The organism is Bradyrhizobium sp. Ce-3, from assembly GCF_022835695.1.
Lineage (GTDB): Bacteria > Pseudomonadota > Alphaproteobacteria > Rhizobiales > Xanthobacteraceae > Bradyrhizobium.
In genome coordinates this window covers 13,845-33,823 of record NZ_BQUV01000001.1, presented here as the reverse complement: position 1 = coordinate 33,823, position 19,979 = coordinate 13,845, and the positions used below count along the sequence as shown (strand labels likewise).

The window sequence follows — 19,979 nt, the reverse complement described above, 5'->3', positions numbered from 1 at the left end:
CACGATTTCGGCAGCAAGTGCCACAAGTTGACGCAGGGGAGAATGATCGTGTCGAAGTTGGGGCTTGCTGCGGTGCTGGTGGGTTCGCTTGCACTTGGCGGCTGCATGCAGGCGACGCTGTCGCCGGTGACGGATGCCGCGATGACGCCGCGCGATCGGCAATTGCTGGCGCATCCGCCCTATGCGGACGCCAAGATCCCGGATCAGTTCCAGCGCCACATCGTCGATTACCGGCGCAAGGAACAGCCCGGGTCGATCCTGGTCGATACCGACGCGCGCTACCTCTATTACGTGCTGCCCGGCGGCAAGGCGATCCGCTACGGCGTCGCCGTCGGCGAGGAGGCGATGGCTTTCTCCGGCGTGGCCACGGTCGGCCGTCTGGCGGAGTGGCCCGATTGGGTTCCGACCCAGGATATCCAGGAGCGGCTCGGGCCGTATCCGAAGCGTGTCGCCGGTGGACCGGCCAATCCGCTCGGTGCCCGCGGCATCTATCTCTACCAGGGCAACAAGGACACGCTGTACCGCATCCACGGCACCAACCAGCCCGAATATATCGGGCAGGCGATCTCGTCGGGCTGTATCCGCATGAACAACGCCGACGTCATCGACCTCTACCAGCACGTCAAGCCGGGTGCGACCGTGGTCGTGCTGCCGCCGGGACAGAGCGCGTAATTCGCTCACCGCATGAAAAACGGCCGATCGCGTTGTCGCGATCGGCCGTTTTTTTGATCGTTGGTCAGCGCTGACTTCAGCGCAGCGGCATCGGCGGCCGAACCACCGGACCGCCGTCATCCGCGTCAACAACACTGGACTGTTGTTGCGGTTGCACAGGTCGCGGTGTCACGGCCGATTGGGGGGCGACTGCCGGGGTCGGCAGCGGCGCTGCCGATGCCGGCGGAGGCGGCGGAATGTAGGCCTGCGCCGGTCGGCGCACCGGCGGTGGAGCGACGGCCACATGCGGCGCCGCCGGCGGCGGTGCGATCGCAGCGCGCGGGCGCGGCGCTACCGGTCGCGGTTCGACGGCCCGGGGCTCGGTCGTCCTTGCGACCCGCTGCGCCATCTGGTCCTGGCTTGCCTTCAGCTGATCGATGCTGGTCTTGAGCTGCTCGATCTGCTGCCCCATCGACGCGATGTCGCGCGCCATCGACTGCAGCAACTGCGCTTGGTCGGGCACGGCTGCGGCCGGCGCCGTGGGCGCAACCGGCGCCGCGGCGGCTGCCGGGGCCGCCGCTGCTGCGGCAGGAGCAGGCAGGGCTGTCGCAACGTCCTGTGGCGCCGCGGCCGGAGCGGTGTCGGCCGGCTGATCGGCGGCCGCGGCTTGCGCTGCGGGCTGGCTCGCCTGATCGGGCGCGGCGGTGCTCTTGCCCGGCAGTAGCGACGTCAGGGCCTCGACCTGAGGCACGTACTCGGTGACCACCTGCTTGACGCGATGGCCGTAGTGCTGCCACGCCGCGGTGCCCATGGCGCCGGCGATCGCGAACAGGAACCAGAAGGCGCGGATCGCCCATTTGTTGGTCGGGCGCGGTGCGCGGTCCAGTCTGATGTCGTCCAGTCGGCCGTCATGGCTTGGCGCGCTGTACTCGGGCGCGGCCGGAGGCACCGGCATCGGCGTCACCGGTGGCACCGAGGCGGCCGGCGCGGCGGCCGCAATCGATGGCGTGGACGAGGGCGCGAGGCTCGGGCCGAAATAGGGCTCGCGCTGCGCGGGCGCTGTCTTGCCGGCGGCTGCCGGGACGGCGGCGACATTGTCCGGGCGCGCCGGAGCGAAGCTGGGCTCGATCGCGAAAATGTCGTGCGGATCTGCGTCTTTCAGTGTCGATTGCATTGGCGGTCCCCGTTTCAGTCCAAGGTCAACCGCAAATGGCGGCCGGCGAATCCTCGCTCTGTTTCGACCCCTGGCCCGGGCCCCACGACTCCAGTCCGGTTTGACCAAAGCAAGGCGAGAGGGTGGAGAGGTTGGGGAGTTTCGGGAACCGCTGCCGGGCTGACGCCGCCATCGGCATGCCGGCCGCGGCCCAAGCTCAAGTCCAAGCGCTGAGCCCGGCTCCAGCGTCCCGCTGCCGGGTTGTGTGGCGCATCCACCACACCCAAGGGGGAATCGCATCGTGCGGGTTGCCTCCCGCCGCATTCCGCCTCCGTTCCGCCCCGATTGGATTCGGGTGATAGGCAGCTGTTGGATTTTCGGCTTGGGCTGGGGCGCAAGTTGGGGGTGCAACATGTCACGCGACGATGCAGTCATCTCGTACGTCGGCGTCAAACGCAGCGCGCGCGGCGCTGCGCCTCCGATCCTGTTTTCGCATGCTCGAAAGCCGCTTCAACTGCTCGCCGTCGTGATCGGCGCGGCGTCGCTTGCGGCCTGCGCGCAGACCTCGGTCGTCAGCCAGCGATCGCAGGCACTCGCCAGCCGGCCGGTCTCGATCGAACCGACACGGGCTGCGTCGTCTGCGTCGCGCACGCGCGTCGCAACGGCGCGTTCGCACCGGCCTTATGCCGCGCGCAAGGCCGGCGATACCAAGATCGCGTCGCAAGGCGTGGCAAGCTTCTACAGCGAGGCACAGCCCACCGCGAGCGGCGAGAAATTCGACGGGCGCGAACTGACGGCCGCGCATCCGACCTTGCCGTTCGGCACCAGGCTGCGCGTCACCGACGTCAAGAGCGGCCGCTCGGTCACCGTGCGCGTCAACGACCGCGGACCCTACGTGCCCGGGCGTATCGTCGACGTCTCGTACTCCGCGGCGCAGTCGCTCGGCATGATCGGCAAGGGCGTTGCCAATGTCCGGCTCGACGTCGTGCAGTAAACGGCGTCGCTCAAGCCAAGGCTCTAGCTGAGGCCGGGATTTTTTGCCGGCGCAATCGGGAAAAAGTCCCGGCCTCGCGCGCGCTTTAATCCTGTTGTCCGAACCATCGGTCCAAATAGAATTGGTGCCGCTACTTCCCGCGCATTGCTTTTCCAGGCGCGTGGATTTCCGCCCAATGAACCTTCCCCGCCTTGGCGTCCCACCAAGGCGGGGTTTTTGTTTGGTAGGCATGGGTTCGTCAGGTGCGCGCAACATCAATGTCAGCGCTTCCGTGCCGGATATGCCGACCACGATGCGAAGACCGGCGTAGCCGCCACCGCAAATTGCGCTCCGCCATATCTTGCGGCGCGCTTCCACCAAATTGTCACACTCCCAGCGAATTGCGGCCCAAAGCCGCTGCCAACACACCGCCGGACGGATGATGTCGGCGAGGGACAAGCATTGGCCTACAAGATGATCGCAGAACGCGAGAACGAAACGGTCAGGATCGAGCGGGAGAGCACCTTCATCATCATCGCCAAGGCCAAGGTCTGGGCGAGCGAAGGGTGGCAGGTGGTGATCACCGACAAGGACGGAAAATCATACCCGCCCGAGGAATTCGACAAGCTGCTCGCGGCGTGATGCTAGCGCTGCGCTGACACCAGCAGCATCATCGGCCGTTCAAGCTCGTCGGCGAGCTCAGGCATCGCCTTGATCTGCTCCCGTGTCGGCGAGAACTCCTCGACATGGCGCAGCGTGAAGCCGGCACCGATCAGCGCGTTGAGCGTGGTGCCGACGGTGCGGTGATATTTCAGCACGCCCTTCACATACCAATCCGTCCTGCGTTCGCCTTCGATGAAGTAGCGGTTGACCGGCCAGGTCTTGCGGCCGTCCTGGTCCTGTCCCCAGCCGGGATGGCTCGCGGCCATGTAGATCGGATGCTCGATGGTGAACACCAGATGCCCCTCGGCGACCAGCGTGCGGTACAGCATCCGCGCCAGCCGATCGAAGTCCCTGATATAGTGGAAGGTGAGGGCGCTGTAGGCGAGATCGAACGTCGCCTTCGGCAGCTCCAGCGTTTCGAGGTCGGCGATCTCGTAGGCGATCGCCGGATCCTGCGTCATGGCCTTCGCGCGGGCGATCATGTTCTCGGAGAGGTCGATGCCGAGCACGTCGGCGGCGCCTTGCTCGCGCATCCAGCGCGACACCCAGCCGAAGCCGCAGCCGAGATCGACCACGCGCTTGCCGGCGATATCGGGCAGCATGGCGCGGATCGCCGGCCATTCCGGCGCGCCGAGCAGCCCGCGGACCTGCCGCGGCAGCTGGCTGTAGCCGGCGAAGAAGCCGGGATCGTCATAGATGTTCTGGGCCATGAATCTTCTGGGCTATGGCTGCGGCAACCCGGGAAGCAACGGAAGTCGTTTCTCTGTAACGGCCGCCGCGGCGTGTGGGAACCGCTGATTGTGTTGCGATCGGCTAAGCTGCTGGAACCAGATACGGCGTTCGGCGGTTTTTGATGTCAGCAATCGACAGCCGAGGAGAGCGCCCATGATAGGCGAGATGCAGATCCACACCATCGCGCGGCAGATGCTGCTGAAGCACGGCCCCGAGGCGATCGCCCAGGCCGCGCAGAACGCCGTGGCCTGCGAGGCCAAGGGCGAGACCGACGATGCGCGCGACTGGCGTCATATCGAGGACGCGCTGAAGATGATGCGCGGACCGCACCAGAGCTGACGGCGGAAGCTGCGACACCTGATCGGATGATCCGGCGCTGCGCGCTGGAGCATCCGACTTGCGAATTCCCGGTGCTGCTTGCCTTCTCCGGAAATTCCGGGAACTCTGTTCCCGCAAGCAGCAGACAAATTCTATTTGGGGGAATTCGCCATGACCTTTTCACTCTATGACGCGACCGTTGCCAACTATCTGCAGATCCTCGGCGCTGCCTCGGGCTTTCTCGACAAGAGCCTTGCGCATTTCAAGGCGAACGGCATCGATCCGGCCGAGATCGTCGAGACCCGGCTGTTTCCGGACATGTTGCCGTTCCGCTTTCAGGTGGTCTCGCTCGCGCATCACTCCCGCGGCGCAATGGAGGCCGCGAAGAACGGCGTGTTCGTCCCGCCGTCCGGCAAGCCCGATCTGGACTTTGCCGCATTGCAGGCACTTGTGAACGACGCGCACAGCGAATTGGCGGCCCTGACGCCGGACGCCGTGAATGCGTTGCTCGGGCGCGAAGTGACGTTCAAGGTCGGAGAGCGGTCGATGCCGTTCACGGCCGAGGGATTCCTGATGTCGTTCTCGCTGCCGAACTTCTTCTTCCACTCGACCACCGCCTACGACATCCTCCGTCACAAGGGAGCGCCGCTCGGCAAACGTGACTTCATCGGCCGGTTGAATCTGAAGAAATGATCGAGCACATGCCGACTGATCCTGCACACGCGGCAACATCAGCCGCGCTGCGCAGCAAGACCAGGACCGCGCGCTGAACGAGCGCGGTCAGAAGAGTCCGGCGCCTGCGGGCGCTAGCCCGCCCGGCGCCACTGCGGCACCGGATCGAGCGGCGTGCGGTAGAGCTCGCGCCGGTCGATGTCGGTGACGCGCACGGCGCAGCCGCGCGCTTTCAGCTCCGGTTTGACCTGCGACAGCTCGTTGGCGAGCTGATCGGCGCGATCGGATGCGAGGCTGATGTTTTCGAGGATGATCGTTCCTTGATTGCGGAACTCGTCCCCCACCACGAGATCGAAGGTGTAGTACGGCATTCCGAAGTTCTCCGTTTCGGTTTGCACCACAGGGTAACACTGAGTCGCGCGTTCCCTAAGATGCATCGCGCACAATCGGCGAGCGATCGGCGCAAAAACGATGTGCAAGCGGATCACGTACGATGAACGATGCAGCACGCGGTGCGCGGCACGGCGAACGAGTCTTGGATCTAGCTCACTGCGGTGCCGTTAAGATTTGATTAAAATAGTCGTCGCAAGCTTGAGCCTAAGTGGAATCGCGGCGGAACCGGACTCCGGGAACCGGCAGCTGCAGGAGAAGGCCGGTGGCGTAACGCCCGCCGGCCTTTTCTCGTCCCCTGAGCTAATCGCGCAGCGCGGCTTGCCTTCTGGCGCGGCACTTCGGGCCGGGCCCGCGCATGTAATACAGTTCGGGGCGGTACGGATTGACGATGCCATCGATCAACGCGACGCAGCGCATGACGAGGCGGGCGAGGCGGCGCCGCAAGGGCTGCAGTGCAAGTTCCATCGCATTCATGGCGAGCCCTCAGTGCAACTCGCCGAGGATGGCGGTGAACGGCAGCTCGAAGATCTCCGTCCCGATGTCGTCGGTGACGTGGACCGCCCAGTTGCGCCAGTCTTCCACGCTCGGGGTCATGACAAAGCTGCGGGCCAGCTGCTCCGCGTGCACCCGCGCCTCCGATAGGTCCATCGCGGCGCCGATACGATCCAGGATGACGTGCTTGTCGTCGGAGCAGTGAAAGAAAACTGCAGACATCTTCCGATTCCCATGCCGAAGCGATTCTCGCGCGTTGCAATAGCAGTGCGCGAAGCTTCCGAGAATCCGGGTGATCCCCCATCGGTAAACTACGGGGATTCCAGACGATTTGAATCACGCGGCCGTGATCCCTGCGGTGTCAGAAAATCGGCTCGCCGATCGCAACAGCGCTGCGCGGGCCGAGCAGGATCACCCTTCCGTCGGCGTTCTTGGCCCCGAGGATCAAGAGTTCCGAGGTGAAACCGGCGATGTTCTTCGGCCCAAAATTGCAGATGCACACGACCAGCGAGCCGATCAGCGCCGCCGGCTCATAATTCGTGATCTGCGCGCTCGACCACATGATCCGCCCGGCGCCGACATCGACGCCGACCTTGTAGGAGGGATTGCGGGCGCGCGGAAACGGCTGCACCTCGACGACCTTGCCGATCCTGATGTCGAGGCGGGCGAAGTCGTCGTAGCTGGCTTGCGGCTTGAGCGGAGACATCGATCCTCACGGTTTGCGCGGGCGGCCGGCGAACATGTCCGCATCGAAGGTCTGGGGATTGACGGGATCGTAGCGGGACCAGTCCATCGACGGGTCGCTGCCGTAGCGTGCCTGCCACGCCGCATCCGTCTTGAGAGCGCCGATGACGGCAGCGCGAATCTCGAAATGGAGCACCTTGCGCGGGCCGATCTCGCCGATCTTGTCCTGCTTCCTGAACTTCGCGCCCACCGCGACCGGCCGGCCGTCGGCACCGACGATGCGGCCGAGCTGGGCATAGCGGGTGAAGACGACGTGCCCATTGGGATAGACGTGCTTGACCACGACATAACGCCCGCAGCGCCCGATGTTGAAGGCATCGACCGCGGCCTGGTCATCCTGCTCGACCCGGATCACGACCCCGTCGTCCATCGCGGTGACCGGCGCGCCTTCCTTGTCCGACGTCATGTCGACGCCGGGATGAAACTCCGCCGTGCCGCACCCGCAGGGCGGATTCGTCGCTCCATTGGCCGCCGCCGCGGCGGGCGCAGCCTTGGGAGTCTGGAATTCATTGACCAGCAAGCCGGGGCCTTGCGGGTTGGTGAACAGCTGGATGACAAACAGTGTCAGGCTGTTGCCGAGCGGGACTTCACGCGGCAGGAAAGCGCGCACGACGTCCTGGATGTAGACAAGCGCTTCCTTGCCCTTCGCCGACCGGACCTTGATGCAGCGCGAGGCCTGGACGCCGTCGATCTGGTCCTGCGTGAACCCCAGCATCCGCATGCTTGCCGGGACCAACTGGACCGCGCAGGTCTCTTCATAGGAGACCAGCGTGACCTCGAGCCGGTACGGCTTCGCGCCACCGAGGTCCATGCCGGTCTTGGGCCGCGGTTGCGCCAGCATGTCGTCGAGATCGGCGTCCTTGTAGCGGGCGTAGTCGAAGGCCAGCGCGGGGACGGCGACCAGCGCCGCAAGCCCGGCGATGATGATGGCCGTGATAGGTGTCTTCAGCCCAGCCCCGATCATGTCACGCCCCCTGTCAGGTCCCGTGCGGCTCAGCGCTCCTGGAATGCGAGGCGGATGCCGAGCGCGATATAGATCGTGCCGACCACGCGGCCCTGCCACTGCCCGATGCGGCGATGCCGCCTGATCCACGGGCTGATCTGACCCGCAGCGAGCGCGAGCAGCGAGGTGTAGGTTGCGCTCATCACGACGAAGATCAGGCCGAGGGTCGCGAACTGCGCGACGGCCGAGCCGTGGCCGGGATGGACGAACTGCGGCAGGAAGGCGAGGAAGAACAGCGCGGTCTTCGGATTGAGCATCTCCGCCCAGATCGCCTGCCGAAACGCGCGCCGCGGATCGACCGGCTGCGCGGTGGGAAGATGCAGGTCGTCGTTCTTCTCGAACAGCGCGCGGACGCCGAGCACGATCAGGTAGATCACGCCGGCATATTTGACGATCGAGAACGCGAGCGCCGAGGTCATCAGCACGGCCGACAGGCCGAACGTCGCCATTGCGGTGTGGACGAGGTCGCCGAGCGCGATGCCGAACCCGGTCGCGACGCCGACGCGCGGACCGCCGGTGACGGAACGTGCGAGCACCAGCAGCACCGCGGGACCCGGGATCAGGAACAGGCCGAGCACGACGACAGCGTAGGTGAGGAGGGTGGTGATGTCGATCATGGCACTATTCCCAAATGTCAGGATGCAGCGATCGCAACGGCCGCGAAACGCGGCTTCGGATCAAGCATCACCTCGGCGCTTTCGACAATCCGCATTTCTTCGGTTCCTCTCTGCGCCGTGCGCTCCAGCACGCCATGGATCGCTGACGCGGCGTGGCTGAGCGCGTCCGGCGTCGCCAGGCCACGGACGCGGCCAGCGACGAACAGGGCCGCGAACAGATCGCCGGTGCCGGACGGGCTGATCGGCACCCTCGGGGCGCGCACGCGCCAGGCGCGGGTGCCCCCCGATTCATGGCGTTCGACCGCCAGCGTTTCGATCTCACCGCCGGGCGTGCCGGCCAGCTCGGCGCTGGTGACGACGATCGTCGCCGGTCCCCGCGCCATCAGCGCGCTCGCCTGGGCAATGACGGCATCGATCGTCGTCACGCGCGCGCCGCAGAGGAATTCGAACTCGAAATGATTGGGCGTGATGATGTCGGCCAGCGGGCAGAGCTGATCGCGCACCAGCGGCGGGATGTCCGATCGCACGAACATGCCGCGGTCGCGGTCGCCGAGCACGGGATCGCAGCAATAGAGCAAGGCCGGGTTTTCGGCTTTCGCGCGGGCAACGAAATCGGCGACATCGATGGCGATGTCGGCGGAGCCGAGATAGCCCGACAGGATCATCTGCGCGGCTGCGACTGCGCCGCGCTCCTCGATGCCGCGCAACAAATCGGCGACCAGCTGCACGTCGAGCACCCGTCCGCGGATGGTTGGATAGCCCGGCCGATTGCTGAGCAGCGTGGTCGGCACGGCGACGACGTCGATGCCGTGCAGCTGGATCGGAAAGCTGGCGGCGCTGTTGCCGACATGGCCCCAGGCGACCTGTGACTGGATCGAGATGACGGTCATGCTTGGCGCATCATCCGAACAGCGCAGCGTAGATCACGTACAGCCAGCCCAGGATACCGTGGATGATCGCCCACAGGATCGAATGGTTCTTGGTGTAGGAGATCGCAATCGCCAGCGCCGAGCCGAACCCCACGCCGTATTTCGCGCCCTCGACGCGAACGCCATAGTATCGATTGCCGTTCATGGTGATCCTTCCAGCGGGAGGGCGTGAGCGGCGATAGCGTAACCCGCCGGTTGCGGTCAGTTCAACGGCGGATCGTGGCTTTGCGCAACTCCGCTGGAGTGGGGGAGGGCGAGTTTCTCTCCATTCGTCGTCCCTGCGAATGCAGGGACCCATAACCACCGTACTTAGTGAAGAATGGGGTCGTGGCCGCAGCGTCGCGCAGCGATTGAAATTTGGGATAATGGGTCCTGGCTTTCGCCAGGACGACGATGAGGATGGTTCTCGATTCCTCCGCCACACCAAGCGGTGTCATCACCCCCGAAAGCGCCGGTCACGTTGCGATCAATCGAATGTGTCGAACCGGGCCTCGGAACACGCGAATTCGCTCCTTCGGCGCGGAATAATCCGCCGCGCCATCCGTCATGGTAGCAGCGAGAATGCTTCAGCAGGCCGGCGAGATGGTCCCATCCTGTTGAATCCAACCGGAGAAGTTCAATGATTGGGATGCGACATATCGCGGCGGGCGTGGTTGCGCTCGCCATGTTGACGACATCGGCCATGGCGCGGGACGTGCCGCCGGCCGGCCCATCTGGGTTCGCAAGGGCCCACAGCGCCAGTCACTGGAGCGGCGGTCCGCCACGGATGGCCGCGCCGCGTTTCGGCGACACCGAGGCGCTGCCGCGGGATCAGCCCGGCGGCGTCTGCGACAGCGGCGACAACGCAATGATCTGCTGAGCCGGACGGTGCATGGCGGTGATCTCCGGCGACAATTGCGCTAGCCTCGCTGGGTCGTCTCCCTCCAGCCGCGAGCGCCGCCGCCATGCACATCCTCCGTCCCCAGTTTCGCATCGAGCAAGACCGCGCGCTGGCCTTTGCGGCGGCGCGCGGCTTCGGCGCCATCGTCGCCGCCGATGCGCGCGGCCCGCAGGCGTCGCACGTGCCGTTCGTGATCGAGCGGCGCGACGATCGCGTGATCGTGCAGATCCATCTCACCGCGAAGAACCCGCTGGTCGAACTTGCCGACGGCGTCAGGCGCTTTCTGCTGATCGTCTCCGGCGACGACGCCTACATCTCGAACGACTGGTACGTCTCACGGGACAACGTCTCGACCTGGCTATACGAGGCGGTGCATATATCCGGCGTCGCGCACCTGCGCGGGCTCGATGACAACCGGGACCACGGCGACGCGCTGCTCGCGGTGTCCGAGGCGCGGCTGCCGAAGCAGCCCTGGGACCTCACACAGATGGAGCCCGGCAAGCGCGAAGCGATGCTGGCAGGGATCCGGGTGATCGATCTCGTCGTCGACGAGATCGAAGGCCAGTCGAAGCTCAACCAGCACAAGAGCGACGCGGACTATGTCGCGCTGGTCAACCGGCTCGCCCATGCGGAGGAGACGGCAAGCCAGAGGCTTGCGGAGAAGATGCGCGCGCTGCGGCCGGAGCTTGAATATAAGGGCGATCGCGTAGAGCGGGTTAGCGAAGCGTAACCCGACGCAGTGCTTCCATGGATGGATGGCGGATCACGCTTGCGCTAATCCGCCATCCAAAGTTTACCAGCGTCGAAGCTGCAAACTTCTTGTTAAGATTTGCTTCGCGGTGATTTCCTCGATTCCGATTCGTTCTTTGCGAACAAAATGGAGTCGGATGGGGAACATAGTCAGGGCGCGGCACGCAGGAAGCTCAAGACCTCGCTGTTGAATCGATCCGCTTGCTCGACATTGAGGATGTGAACTCCGCGCAGCACGACGAGCTTTGCGTTGGCGACGGTCGCTGCGATCGCTTGGCTGTGACTGGCCCGCGTGACGGTGTCGCTCTCGCCGCCGATGACCAGCGTCGGCGCCGCGATCAGCGAGATGGCGCGGCGCAGATCGACATCGCGCAGTGCCGCGAAGCATCCGGCGAGGCCGCGCGGCGGGGTGGTGAGCACCATGTTGCGGAATTCGTCGATCAGCTCGTTCGGCGCAGCCAGCATCGCCGCGGGAAACCAGTTGCGCATGAATCCGTCGGCAATTGCGTTCATATCCGGGGCGGCCAGCGCCGCGCGGATCTGGTCGTCGAATGGCAGCTCGGAGGCAAGATAGGACGCGGTGTTGGAGAGGATCAGGCGATCGATGCGTTCGGGGGCGAAGATACCGAGCCATTGCCCGATGAAGCCGCCGAGCGACAGGCCGAGGAAATGGGCGCGATCGATTGCGAGGTGGTCGAGCAGTTCGACAACGTCGCGGCCGAGCCGGTCCATCGCGTAGGCGCCCGCCGGCGCGTCCGAGCCGCCGTGACCGCGGGTGTCGTAGCGGAGCACGCGAAACCAAAGGGTGAGGGCAGGCATCGAGCAATCCCACATGTGCAGGTTGGTGGCGATCGAGTTCGAGAGCGCGAGCACCGGCCGATCGTCGGGGCCGTCGATCCGGTACGCAATCCGGCAGCCATCGCCCGTCGTGAAGTGTTGGTCGCTCATCTCGTCCGTCCTCATCTGCTGGCGGAAGCCAACGGCTTCACGTCGCGCCAGGCTAGGGCTCGCCCGGAGCAATAAAAATTACTAAGATCAATCATTCTCTGTAGGTTTTACGAACAATGGACCGAATCAAGCTCCACGATTTGCGCTGCTTCGACGCTGTCGCGACCAAGGGAAGCTTTCAGGCTGCCGGCGCTGCGCTGAACCGCTCGCACCCCTCGGTGTTCGCGGCGGTCGCGCGCCTCGAACAGCAGCTCGGCCTCACGCTGTTCGATCGCAGCGGATACCGTGTCGGGCTGACGGAGGCGGGGCGGACGTTTCACGCGCGTGTGCAGGTGACGTTGCGCGAGCTCGATCTGCTGCAGACCTATGCGGACCAGCTCGTCAGCGGCGAAGAGGTCGTCCTGCGCGTCGTGATTGGCGATCTGTGCCCGCGGCCGCCGGTGCTGCAAATGCTCTCGGGGTTCTTTGCCAAATATCCCAACACGCGCCTGCATCTGGAATATGAGGCGATCGGCGGACCGCTCGAGCGCCTGATCGACGATGATGCCGACCTTGTGTTTCATCGCGCCGACCCGTCGGATCCGCGCTTCGAGCAGATCGAGCTCGCGACCACCGCGATGGTGCCGGTCGTCGCTCGCGGGTTCCTGCCATTTGCGTGGACGAAGCGGATCACGCCGGAGCAGATGCGGCCTTTCACGCAATGCGTGATCCGCGACAGCGCGCGGCGATCCTCGCCGGAAAACTTCTTCCTGATCGATGGTGCCCATCAGTGCAGCGTGCCGGACCAGATGATGAAGAAGGAGCTGATCCTGCATCGTCTGGCCTGGGGCCATCTGCCGGCGTGGTTGATCGAGGATGAGCTGAGGGACGGCCGGCTGATCAGCATCGCGGGCCCGAATTTTCCGGGCCGCGAGGAAACTCTGGCGGCAGTCCGCCGTCGCCACCATGCGCACGGACCGGTCGCGGAAGCGCTTTGGCTGCACCTCGCAGACTGGCGGCCCGCGCGGCGTGCGGCGCGGACTGGTCGACGTTTGCGCAAAGCGTAGCGCGGGTTCGCCAACGGGTCCGCCCGAAGGGCGGCCCGATGACGGCCTCAGTGTCTAATGACGCGAACGTGTTGTTAAGAATCGCTTCGCGCCGATTTTCGATTCCGATTCGTTCCTCGCGAACAAACTGGAGTCGAATGGGGAACGTGGCTGTGCGCTGCGATTCGTTGCTTGATCGGTGAATCGATGGCCCGATGCGCCCGAGGTTGTGCAGAGATGCGCCGCACCGAGCGCGATTTTCCCATCCCGGTACAACATCGGTTTCTCCTGCGTGGTGAATGCACACACCTTGTTAAGGCCTGAGCCGTGCCGATTTTTTCGATTCCGATTCGTTCCTCGCGAACAAATTGGAGTCAGATGCAGAACGGGCTTGTAGCGTGCGGCGCGTTTCTCTGCTCCACTTGGCGCATGCGGGAGAGCGGATCGATGGCCAAGAAAGCCAAGAAGAAACCCAGCGAGAAAGCCAGCAAGAGAACAAGCAGGAAAGCAGCCAAGCCCGCGTCGCGCCGGACGGTGCTGGCGATCGACATCGGTGGCACGCATGTGAAGGTCATGACCGACAGGGAGCGCATCAAGCGCGAGTTCGAGTCGGGCCCGATGCTGACCGCCAGCGAGATGGTGAGGCAGGTCAAGGCGCTGACCAGGGACTGGTCCTATGACGTGATCTCGGTTGGCTATCCCGGACCGGTCGTGCACGACCGTCCGCTGACCGAGCCGCACAATCTCGGCCGCGGTTGGGCCGGCTTCGACTTTCACCGCGCGTTCGGCCGGCCGGTCAAGGTCGTCAACGATGCGCTGATGCAGGCGATCGGCAGTTATCAGGGCGGCCGCATGCTGTTTCTCGGCCTCGGCACCGGGCTTGGCTCGGCGATGATCGTGGAGGGCGTTTACGAGCCGATGGAGCTCGGCCATTTGCCCTACCGCAAGGACGCGACGTTCGAGGACTATGTCGGCGCCGCCGGCCTCGAGCGGCGCGGCCGCAAGAAGTGGCGCAAGAGCGTCGACGACGTCATCGCGCGGCTGTCGGCGGCGCTGGAGCCGGACTACATCGTGCTCGGCGGCGGCAACGCCGACAAGGTCGACAACCCGCCGCCCAAGGTGAGGTTCGGCGACAACGCCAACGCATTCGAGGGCGGCTTCCGGATGTGGCAGAAGGCAACGCGCAAGCCGCGCGGCGCGCGGCGGTGAAACCGGAACCGCCACCAAATTGCCGCAACTGCCGAAGTTTCGCGCTGCTCCGTCACCGCTGTGGTCGGAACTGATCGGGTCTGCCGCTCGTTTTATGCAGCATGATATCCCGTTCCATGAGGAGTGACTGATGCGAAGCTTCATTATCCCCGCCATCGCGGCGTTGGCGATCGGCGCCGCAACGCCGGCGATGGCCTATGATTCCGGCAGCCAGATCTCGATGGAGACTGCCCTCGACGTCGCGACCAATCTCGGCGTCGTGACGGTATCCAACACCCAGTTCCTCGGCGACGAGTGGGAAGTCGAGGGCCGGGACTATCGCGGCCGCTGGATGCAGGTCGATGTCGACGCGCGCACCGGCGAGGTGCGCAATGTCGACCGCAGCTGGTAGCCGCGTCTTCACCGCAGCGTGAATTCGGAACGGCCGGCAGCGCAGGGCGCTCGCCGGCCGTTTGTTATCCAGAACTGTCTGACGCCGTGCTTTGGCTTGATGGCATCAAGCTGGGGTATGCTGGTCGCATCATTCCGGGAATCGCCGCCGGCGCGGCGGGCCTGAGAACAGGAGACCGGCCATGACAAAACCGTTTCCGTCCAAAACCCACATCGGCAACCACCTGCTGCATCCGGAAACCCAGATGCTGAACTACGGCTACGATCCGCAGCTGTCGGAGGGCGCCGTCAAGCCGCCGGTATTTTTGACCTCGACCTTCGTGTTCCGCACCGCCGAGGACGGCAAGGACTTCTTCGACTTCGTCGCAGGCCGGCGCGAGCCGCCGGAGGGGATGGGGGCGGGGCTGGTCTATTCGCGCTTCAATCATCCGAACAGCGAAATCGTCGAGGACCGGCTCGCGATCTACGAGCGCACCGAGAGCTGCGCGTTGTTCTCGTCCGGCATGTCGGCGATCTCGACCACGGTGCTGGCGTTCGCGCGGCCGGGCGACGTCATCCTGCATTCGCAGCCGCTCTATGGCGGCACGGAAACCCTGTTCACCAGGACGCTGGCGGGATTCTCGATTCAAGCGGTGGGGTTTGCCGACGGGCTCGATGAGCGCGTCATCCGCGCCGCCGCCGACGAGGCGATGAAGAAGGGCCGGGTCGCGATGATCTTCATCGAGACGCCGGCCAACCCGACCAACGGCCTGGTCGATATCGCGCTCACCAGGCGCGTCGCCGACGCGATCGGCAAGGCGCAGGGCTTTACCCCGATCATCGCTTGCGACAACACGCTGCTCGGGCCGGTGTTTCAGCGGCCGATCGAGCACGGCGCCGACCTGTCGCTGTACTCGCTGACCAAATATGTCGGCGGACACTCCGACCTGATCGCCGGTGCCGCGCTCGGCTCGAAGAAGCTGATGAAGGACGTCAAGGCGCTGCGCGGCGCGATCGGCACCCAGCTCGATCCGCATTCCTGCTGGATGATCAGCCGCTCGCTGGAAACGCTCAGCCTGCGCATGGAAAAGGCCGACCGCAACGCGCATATCGTCGCCGACTATCTGCGCGACCATCCCAAGGTCGCCGAGGTGCATTATCTCGGCCATCACGACGCGGCGTCACCGGCGGGGCGGGTGTTCGCAAGCCAAAGCTCCGGCGCCGGCTCGACCTTCTCGTTCGACATCGTCGGCGGGCAGCAGGCGGCGGAGAAATTCCTCAACAGCCTGCAGATCTTCAAGCTCGCGGTGAGCCTCGGCGGCACCGAGTCGCTGGCGAGCCTGCCGGCGACGATGACGCATTCCGGCGTGCCGGCCGATATCCGCAAGAAGATCGGCGTGCTCGATACCACGATCCGGCTCTCGATCGGGATCGAGCATCCGTCCGATCTGGTCGCCGACATCGCGCAGGCGTTGAGCAAGGTGTGAGCGAAATGCGCAGGGCAGGAGAAGCAGCATGTTGACGATCACGGCGATCATCCGGGCCAAGAAAGGCCACGAAGCGACGATGCGGCAGGCCTTGCTCGACGTCGTCGCGCACGTCCGGGCCAACGAGCCGTCCACCGTCGGCTATTACGTGTCGCAGGATGTCGATGATCCCCGTATCTTTTCGACCTACGAGCGATACCTCGATCAGGCGGCGATGGACCGGCACAACCATTCGGCGGTCGTGACGCGGTTCTTCGAGGTCGCGAAGCCGAGTCTCGACGGCGACGTGATCGTGGTCTTGGCGAACGAGATTGCGAGCAAGTAAGCGGAACGGCCGGTCCGTAGCACTGCACGCCGCTACGCTTACGCCTTGATCCCGCCGGCCTCGGCGATCAGCTCGAACGAGCGCAGCCGCTTGGCGTGATCGTAGACGTCGGACACGATCATCAGCTCGTCGGCGCCGGTCTCGGCGACCAGCGCGTCGATCCCGGCGCGCACCGTCTCGACCGAGCCGATGATGGTGCGCTCCAGCATCCGCATCGCCTGAACTTTCTCCGACGGCGACCAGTAGCTCTCGATGTCGTCGATCGGCGGCTGGCTGAGGCCGCGCGCGCCGCGGAAGATGTTGGTGAACGACATCTGTTGCGTGGTGGCGAGCCGCCGCGCTTCCGCGTCGGTCTCGGCGGCGACGATGTTGACGCCGACCATGGTGTAGGGCCGCTGGAGTTGCTCCGACGGCTTGAAGCGCGCGCGATAGATCTGCAGCGCCTGCAGCAGCAGCTCGGGGGCGAAGTGCGAGGCGAAGGCGTAGGGCAGGCCGAGCTCGCCGGCCAGCATCGCGCCGAAATTGCTAGATCCCAAAATCCACAGCGGCACGTCGGTGCCCGCGGCCGGCACCGCCTGGATGCGCTGGTTGGGACCGGCGGCGGCGAGGAAAGCCTGCACCTCGAGCACGTCCTGCGGAAAGTTCTCGGCTGACTCAGGCGTCCGGCGCAGCGCGCGCAGGGTGAGCTGATCGGTGCCCGGCGCGCGGCCGAGGCCGAGGTCGATCCGGTCGGGGAACAGCCGCGCCAGCGTGCCGAACTGCTCGGCGATGACATAAGGCGCGTGGTTCGGCAGCATGATGCCGCCGGCGCCGACGCGGATGGTCTTGGTTCCGGCCGCGATGTGCCCGATCACCACCGACGTCGCGGCGCTCGCGATCCCCGCCATGTTGTGGTGCTCCGCCACCCAGATCCGGCGATAGCCGAGCTCTTCGGCATGGCGAGCGACATCGCGCGCGTTGTAGAGCGCGCCGCGCGCGTCGGTCTCTTCGGTGACGCGGACGAGATCGAGAATGGAAAGGGCGGCCACGGCGGCTCCGGAACGTTGGGGACGGGAGCCGGTGGTATCTGGCTGTGTCCAGGTGGGGGCGAAACGGCGCGGGCAGCCGGTTCATGCAGATGCATATGGATACGGCCGCCATGCGGGTCAATCCGCCCGTGCGCATCCCAAAATATCGAAAACAACCCCATGCACAGTAGCAGTGGCGAGGGGCGATCCGAACAAATGACTTGACGCGTCGGGCAACTCAGCAGTACTTTTCCATTATTCCGAAATTGTGCAAGTGTACGCCGTTGGGCGGCCATCACCGGCGAACCGTCGCGTCAGCCCCCAGACGATTGCGGCCGTGGCGGCCGTCGCGAGCAGATGCTTCAAGGTGTGCCCGCTGACGAAGCCGAGCGTGTCTGCGATCGGGTGGTCGAGCACCTCGGCGAGCTTGGCCAGTACGTACAGCGCCATCGCGGCGGCGAACGCGATGCGGTCGGTGCGCGGCGCGCGATAGATCGATTGCCAGAGCGGGATCAGGATCAGCGGGAGCACCTGCAGCAGCAGATACGGCCGCAGGTCGCCCGCACCGTGGCGGTCGGTTAGGACCCACCAAGCGACGCTGGCGGCGGCGTAAAGCCCGAGCAGGATCGCCTCGATGTTGGTCTTCGACCCCGGGTTCGTCTTCGATACCGGCTGGGTGTCGCCGCGGACGCCGACCAAAAGGCCCGCGCCGGCGAGCGCGATCGGCAGCATGTCCCAGGTCAGCCGGCCATTGCCGGGGGCGAGGTGAAAGTAGGCGGACCCGAATGCGGTGAGGAACAGGCCGATCAGGAACAGGCGATAGCCCGGCCATCCGGCGCGCAGCCGGTCGCTGCTGCGGTGAGGGCGCAGCGCCAGCCAGCCCCAGATCGCGACCAGCGCGAAGCCCGCGTTCGACAACACGTCGCCTGCGTGGGGGATGCCGAACAGGGCCGATTGGTCGGCGAAATCATTGTAGTGGGCCGGCTGCGCGATGCGCCCGTGCACCGCGAACGCCGCAATGATGCCGATCGTGATGATCGCCGGAGTGACTTTCATCCACGGCTTCGCGTGCCGCTCGGACCCGGTCAATTCGTCCAACCGGAAGGTCGTTTGCATCGTGGACTCCTGAAAATGAACAATGTTCAATATTGAAGCAACAAAAATGAGCGATGTTCAAGTTTTATTTCGAGGAGTTTCGGCTGCGTTTGATGAGGGAGCTTTGCCCATCTGAACCCGTAGCCCGCATGAGCGAAGCGATATGCGGGGCCGCTGTTCCCGGATGTCGCTTCGCTCATCCGGGCTACTAGGCGCGCAGGGCGCTTCAGCGAAGCGCAACTTGCCGAAAATGTGCTGATGATGGTGCCTTACGCGCGCGACCGATCCTCACTACGTTCGCTGGGCGCCGAACTGCGCGGCCCACCGATCCGATCCGGAGCGAACCCATTCCCCAACTCATCTTCGGCCTGACCAGCCTCTTGATCCTGGCCCGTTTCATCTGGCCGCTCGACTGGCCGCTGCCGGCCAAGATCGCCGCCGCGCTGCTGGTGCTGGTCGCCTTGCAGTTTCACCGCTGGAACAGGCTGTCGTCGGGATCGGAGTTCTCGCCGGAGTTTCCGCGTCCGGTGGTCGTGCTGTTCAACTGGGCGTTCGGCGCGGTCATGCTGCTGGCGCTGCTGCAACTGGCGCTCGATGCCGGACTGTTGGTGGCCGCGCTGATCCATGGTGGCATCATTGGCGCGCCTGACAGTGTCCGCTACGCAATGGCAGCGATCGCGGGCGCAGCCGCCGCGATCGGCGTCCAGCAGGCGATGCGCATTCCGCCCTTGAAGGATGTCGAAGTCGCGATCCGCGGACTTCCGCAAGCGTTCGACGGCTACACCATCCTGCACCTGACCGACCTTCACATCAGCCGGCTGTTTCCGGCGTCCTGGGCGCGCGAGGTCGTCGCGCGATCGAACAAGCTCGGCGTCGACCTGATCGCGATCACCGGCGATCTAATCGACGGCAGCATCGATGCGCGGCGGGGCGACATCGCGCCCCTGGCCGACCTGCAGGCCGCCGACGGCGTCTACGTGATCTCGGGCAATCACGAATACATCTTCGGCTATGACGGCTGGATGGCGCACTATGCGGCGCTCGGCCTGCGCTCGCTCGAGAACAAGTACATCATTCTCGATCGCGGCGGCGGCCGGCTGGTGATCGCAGGGATTACCGACCGCGCGTCGCGCCGCAGGAAACATCCCGTCCGCGATCTTGCCGCGGTGCTCGAAGGCGCCCCCAGGGGCGCGCCGATCGTCCTGCTCGACCACCAGCCGAGCGACGCACGCAACTCGGCTGCGCTCGGCGTCGCCCTGCAACTCTCCGGACACACCCATGGCGGATTGATCCGGGGCATCGACCGCCTCGCCGCGCCCGCCAATGCCGGCTTCGTCTCGGGCCGCTACGACGTCGACGGCATGACGCTCTACGTCAACAACGGCACCGCGCTGTGGCCGGGTTTTGCCCTGCGGCTCGGCCGCCCGTCCGAATTGACGCGGATCACGTTGCGGGTGGCGGTTGATGCCTGATTGATTTGTTGCGCATGCGATGATGCGAGCGCGTGGCCGTCACAAAAATACCGCAGCGATGAACGCGCAGCA

Annotated in this window: 26 protein-coding genes; 13 read left to right on the top strand and 13 right to left on the bottom strand. The window is 65.3% G+C overall.

The window, feature by feature from the left end; genetic code table 11:
• Positions 1-42 precede the first annotated feature (42 nt).
• Positions 43-672 (top strand): L,D-transpeptidase, encoded by a 630-nt coding sequence (locus BRSPCE3_RS00185; RefSeq protein WP_244063336.1) that lies wholly within the window; start codon positions 43-45, stop codon positions 670-672.
• Between the two features lie 76 nt (positions 673-748).
• On the opposite strand, the gene BRSPCE3_RS00180 is transcribed toward BRSPCE3_RS00185, so the two are convergent.
• Positions 749-1,825: a hypothetical protein gene (locus tag BRSPCE3_RS00180; RefSeq protein WP_244063334.1), complete on the bottom strand. Its 1,077-nt coding sequence runs from the start codon at positions 1,823-1,825 to the stop codon at positions 749-751.
• A 391-nt stretch (positions 1,826-2,216) separates the two neighbouring features.
• On the opposite strand from BRSPCE3_RS00180, the gene BRSPCE3_RS00175 reads away from it, so the two are divergent.
• Both BRSPCE3_RS00175 and BRSPCE3_RS00170 read left to right on the top strand, forming a co-directional pair.
• Complete coding sequence (locus tag BRSPCE3_RS00175) at positions 2,217-2,798, top strand: septal ring lytic transglycosylase RlpA family protein (RefSeq protein WP_244063333.1); 582 nt, start codon at positions 2,217-2,219, stop codon at positions 2,796-2,798.
• Between the two features lie 441 nt (positions 2,799-3,239).
• The gene (locus BRSPCE3_RS00170; RefSeq protein WP_092113623.1) at positions 3,240-3,419 is read left to right on the top strand and encodes a hypothetical protein; all 180 of its coding nucleotides are present in this window, start codon (positions 3,240-3,242) and stop codon (positions 3,417-3,419) included.
• A gap of 2 nt (positions 3,420-3,421) precedes the next feature.
• On the opposite strand, the gene BRSPCE3_RS00165 is transcribed toward BRSPCE3_RS00170, so the two are convergent.
• Complete coding sequence (locus tag BRSPCE3_RS00165; RefSeq protein WP_244063331.1) at positions 3,422-4,150, bottom strand: bifunctional 2-polyprenyl-6-hydroxyphenol methylase/3-demethylubiquinol 3-O-methyltransferase UbiG; 729 nt, start codon at positions 4,148-4,150, stop codon at positions 3,422-3,424.
• Between the two features lie 175 nt (positions 4,151-4,325).
• Between BRSPCE3_RS00165 and BRSPCE3_RS00160 the strand changes: the two genes are divergently transcribed.
• Positions 4,326-4,511, top strand: a complete 186-nt coding sequence (locus BRSPCE3_RS00160) for a hypothetical protein (RefSeq protein WP_244063329.1) — start codon at positions 4,326-4,328, stop codon at positions 4,509-4,511.
• 150 nt (positions 4,512-4,661) lie between these two features.
• On the top strand, positions 4,662-5,183 hold the full coding sequence (locus tag BRSPCE3_RS00155) for a DUF1993 family protein (protein ID WP_244063327.1): 522 nt from the start codon (positions 4,662-4,664) through the stop codon (positions 5,181-5,183).
• 113 nt (positions 5,184-5,296) lie between these two features.
• Here BRSPCE3_RS00155 and BRSPCE3_RS00150 read toward each other — a convergent pair whose 3' ends face one another.
• The 8 genes from BRSPCE3_RS00150 to BRSPCE3_RS00115 form a co-directional block, all read right to left on the bottom strand.
• Complete coding sequence (locus BRSPCE3_RS00150; RefSeq protein WP_244063326.1) at positions 5,297-5,533, bottom strand: hypothetical protein; 237 nt, start codon at positions 5,531-5,533, stop codon at positions 5,297-5,299.
• Positions 5,534-5,855: 322 nt separating this feature from the next.
• Positions 5,856-6,029 carry a hypothetical protein gene (locus BRSPCE3_RS00145; protein ID WP_244063324.1) on the bottom strand — a complete coding sequence of 58 codons (174 nt, stop codon included), beginning with the start codon at positions 6,027-6,029 and terminating at the stop codon, positions 5,856-5,858.
• Positions 6,030-6,038: 9 nt separating this feature from the next.
• Positions 6,039-6,269, bottom strand: coding sequence for a DUF6894 family protein (locus BRSPCE3_RS00140; RefSeq protein ID WP_244063322.1), 231 nt, complete (start codon positions 6,267-6,269; stop codon positions 6,039-6,041).
• 139 nt (positions 6,270-6,408) lie between these two features.
• The gene (locus BRSPCE3_RS00135; RefSeq protein WP_244063320.1) at positions 6,409-6,753 is read right to left on the bottom strand and encodes a tRNA-binding protein; all 345 of its coding nucleotides are present in this window, start codon (positions 6,751-6,753) and stop codon (positions 6,409-6,411) included.
• Positions 6,754-6,759: 6 nt separating this feature from the next.
• The gene (locus BRSPCE3_RS00130; RefSeq protein ID WP_244063319.1) at positions 6,760-7,755 is read right to left on the bottom strand and encodes a M23 family metallopeptidase; all 996 of its coding nucleotides are present in this window, start codon (positions 7,753-7,755) and stop codon (positions 6,760-6,762) included.
• Positions 7,756-7,784: 29 nt separating this feature from the next.
• Positions 7,785-8,411 (bottom strand): LysE family translocator, encoded by a 627-nt coding sequence (locus tag BRSPCE3_RS00125; RefSeq protein ID WP_244063317.1) that lies wholly within the window; start codon positions 8,409-8,411, stop codon positions 7,785-7,787.
• 17 nt (positions 8,412-8,428) lie between these two features.
• Complete coding sequence (gene pdxY, locus BRSPCE3_RS00120) at positions 8,429-9,301, bottom strand: pyridoxal kinase PdxY (protein WP_244063315.1); 873 nt, start codon at positions 9,299-9,301, stop codon at positions 8,429-8,431.
• A gap of 10 nt (positions 9,302-9,311) precedes the next feature.
• Positions 9,312-9,485 carry a hypothetical protein gene (locus tag BRSPCE3_RS00115; RefSeq protein ID WP_016840760.1) on the bottom strand — a complete coding sequence of 58 codons (174 nt, stop codon included), beginning with the start codon at positions 9,483-9,485 and terminating at the stop codon, positions 9,312-9,314.
• Between the two features lie 474 nt (positions 9,486-9,959).
• Here BRSPCE3_RS00115 and BRSPCE3_RS00110 point away from each other — a divergent pair, with 474 nt between their 5' ends.
• Positions 9,960-10,199, top strand: coding sequence for a hypothetical protein (locus BRSPCE3_RS00110; RefSeq protein ID WP_244063313.1), 240 nt, complete (start codon positions 9,960-9,962; stop codon positions 10,197-10,199).
• Between the two features lie 85 nt (positions 10,200-10,284).
• Positions 10,285-10,950, top strand: a complete 666-nt coding sequence (locus BRSPCE3_RS00105; protein ID WP_244063311.1) for an FMN-binding negative transcriptional regulator — start codon at positions 10,285-10,287, stop codon at positions 10,948-10,950.
• Positions 10,951-11,120: 170 nt separating this feature from the next.
• Here BRSPCE3_RS00105 and BRSPCE3_RS00100 read toward each other — a convergent pair whose 3' ends face one another.
• A complete protein-coding gene (locus BRSPCE3_RS00100; protein WP_244063309.1) occupies positions 11,121-11,918 on the bottom strand; it encodes an alpha/beta fold hydrolase in 798 nt (265 codons plus the stop codon).
• A gap of 116 nt (positions 11,919-12,034) precedes the next feature.
• Between BRSPCE3_RS00100 and BRSPCE3_RS00095 the strand changes: the two genes are divergently transcribed.
• The 5 genes from BRSPCE3_RS00095 (at position 12,035) to BRSPCE3_RS00075 (ending at position 16,333) form a co-directional block, all read left to right on the top strand.
• Positions 12,035-12,964, top strand: a complete 930-nt coding sequence (locus tag BRSPCE3_RS00095) for a LysR family transcriptional regulator (protein WP_244063307.1) — start codon at positions 12,035-12,037, stop codon at positions 12,962-12,964.
• Between the two features lie 426 nt (positions 12,965-13,390).
• Entirely contained in the window at positions 13,391-14,152 is a 762-nt protein-coding gene (locus tag BRSPCE3_RS00090; RefSeq protein WP_283843062.1) for an ROK family protein, read from the top strand.
• 130 nt (positions 14,153-14,282) lie between these two features.
• Entirely contained in the window at positions 14,283-14,543 is a 261-nt protein-coding gene (locus BRSPCE3_RS00085; protein WP_244063305.1) for a PepSY domain-containing protein, read from the top strand.
• 181 nt (positions 14,544-14,724) lie between these two features.
• A complete protein-coding gene (locus tag BRSPCE3_RS00080; protein WP_244063303.1) occupies positions 14,725-16,008 on the top strand; it encodes a cystathionine gamma-synthase family protein in 1,284 nt (427 codons plus the stop codon).
• Positions 16,009-16,036: 28 nt separating this feature from the next.
• Positions 16,037-16,333, top strand: coding sequence for a putative quinol monooxygenase (locus BRSPCE3_RS00075; RefSeq protein WP_244063301.1), 297 nt, complete (start codon positions 16,037-16,039; stop codon positions 16,331-16,333).
• A 38-nt stretch (positions 16,334-16,371) separates the two neighbouring features.
• Here BRSPCE3_RS00075 and BRSPCE3_RS00070 read toward each other — a convergent pair whose 3' ends face one another.
• Complete coding sequence (locus tag BRSPCE3_RS00070) at positions 16,372-17,361, bottom strand: LLM class flavin-dependent oxidoreductase (RefSeq protein ID WP_244063299.1); 990 nt, start codon at positions 17,359-17,361, stop codon at positions 16,372-16,374.
• 234 nt (positions 17,362-17,595) lie between these two features.
• Entirely contained in the window at positions 17,596-18,396 is an 801-nt protein-coding gene (locus tag BRSPCE3_RS00065; protein WP_244063297.1) for a hypothetical protein, read from the bottom strand.
• Between the two features lie 386 nt (positions 18,397-18,782).
• Here BRSPCE3_RS00065 and BRSPCE3_RS00060 point away from each other — a divergent pair, with 386 nt between their 5' ends.
• Positions 18,783-19,907: a metallophosphoesterase gene (locus tag BRSPCE3_RS00060; RefSeq protein ID WP_244064920.1), complete on the top strand. Its 1,125-nt coding sequence runs from the start codon at positions 18,783-18,785 to the stop codon at positions 19,905-19,907.
• Positions 19,908-19,979 lie beyond the last annotated feature (72 nt).